Genomic DNA, 1,046 nt, shown 5'->3' with positions numbered 1-1,046 from the left:
CCGTCACTGTGACGGCTATGGTCGCCGGATGAGCGATGACCTCCCGACGCAACGCGTGGCCGGGGCCGAGTACCTGTCGTGCGAGTGGTGCGGGGAACCGGTGAGCCAGCTCGGCTCCTGGTCCCCGCGCCGGTACTGCAAGCGGTCGCACCGTCAGCGGGCGTTCGAGGCCCGCCGCCTGGGCGTGAAGATGAAGTGGCAACGGGACCAGGAGGCCGCCGCCGTCGCGGCCGCGCCGGTCGTCGAAGCCGCGGCGACCACTCCGCCGGCCACGGTGACGAACCCGCCGCTGTGGGAGGACGACATGGCCGACCGGCTCGCCCGGTACGGGATCGGCACCGACGGCCAGGAGCTCCCCCGCACCTGACCGCCGGGGGTGGGGCCAGTTCTGCCCGTTCCTGTCGACAATGCCCGCCGGTCCGGGAGGCACCGGGCGGTACCGGTCCCCTTGGTCGACCGAGAGTTCAGCCACGACGAGACTGGGCCCGAAGCGGTACGCGCCCAACACCGGGCTGCAGCGGATCGCGGCAGCAGGAGCCCCCCGCCAGCCCATTCCCGGGCCGGGGTGGACGCCTCACGCTCCATCAGGGATGACGGCGGGGGTACGGCGGCCAGCCCCGTACGAGCCCCGCAGACGGCCGTGAGACGCCCCGCGACCCCACCCCTCTCGCCGCTGCCGTCGTTTCCAGCCCGGCCGGTCCGCAGTCGCCAGCGCTCCAGGCCACGGAGGATTACGGGCAGATGGCGTGTCTCCGAACTTCCGGTGAGGCACGCTGGAATGCAGGAAGGCCCGCCCCAATTCGCGTGGGGCGGGCCTTCGTCGTGCGGTGATCAGGCTAGGGCTACCTGGCGTCCAGGTGCGTAGACGCCCTCGCCGACGCCGATCACGCGGTCCTCGCTGACGTAGATGCTCCGCATGACGACGACGGCAGCGTCCTCCGTGAGACCGAGCGCGGCCTTGTCGTCGGCCGTGGTGATCCGGGCGTCGACGGTCTTGGAGGCGACGGTCACCTTCTTGCCGCTTCGCTCGGTGTAGACGGCCTGCC

2 protein-coding genes are annotated in these 1,046 nt (G+C 72.1%); one reads left to right on the top strand and one right to left on the bottom strand.

Annotated features, from left to right (window positions below; translation table 11 throughout):
- Positions 1-28 precede the first annotated feature (28 nt).
- Positions 29-367 (top strand): hypothetical protein, encoded by a 339-nt coding sequence (locus ACFQ6N_RS41160; protein WP_376648144.1) that lies wholly within the window; start codon positions 29-31, stop codon positions 365-367.
- Between the two features lie 464 nt (positions 368-831).
- Here ACFQ6N_RS41160 and ACFQ6N_RS41155 read toward each other — a convergent pair.
- On the bottom strand, positions 832-1,046 hold a 215-nt coding region (locus tag ACFQ6N_RS41155; RefSeq protein ID WP_380659241.1), incomplete at its 5' end, for a UTRA domain-containing protein.

Origin of the sequence: Kitasatospora sp. NPDC056446 (genome assembly GCF_042796115.1) — a bacterium.
Taxonomy (GTDB): domain Bacteria; phylum Actinomycetota; class Actinomycetes; order Streptomycetales; family Streptomycetaceae; genus Kitasatospora.
The sequence above is the reverse complement of the archived record's forward strand: the minus strand, read 5'-3'. Positions and strand labels throughout refer to the sequence as shown.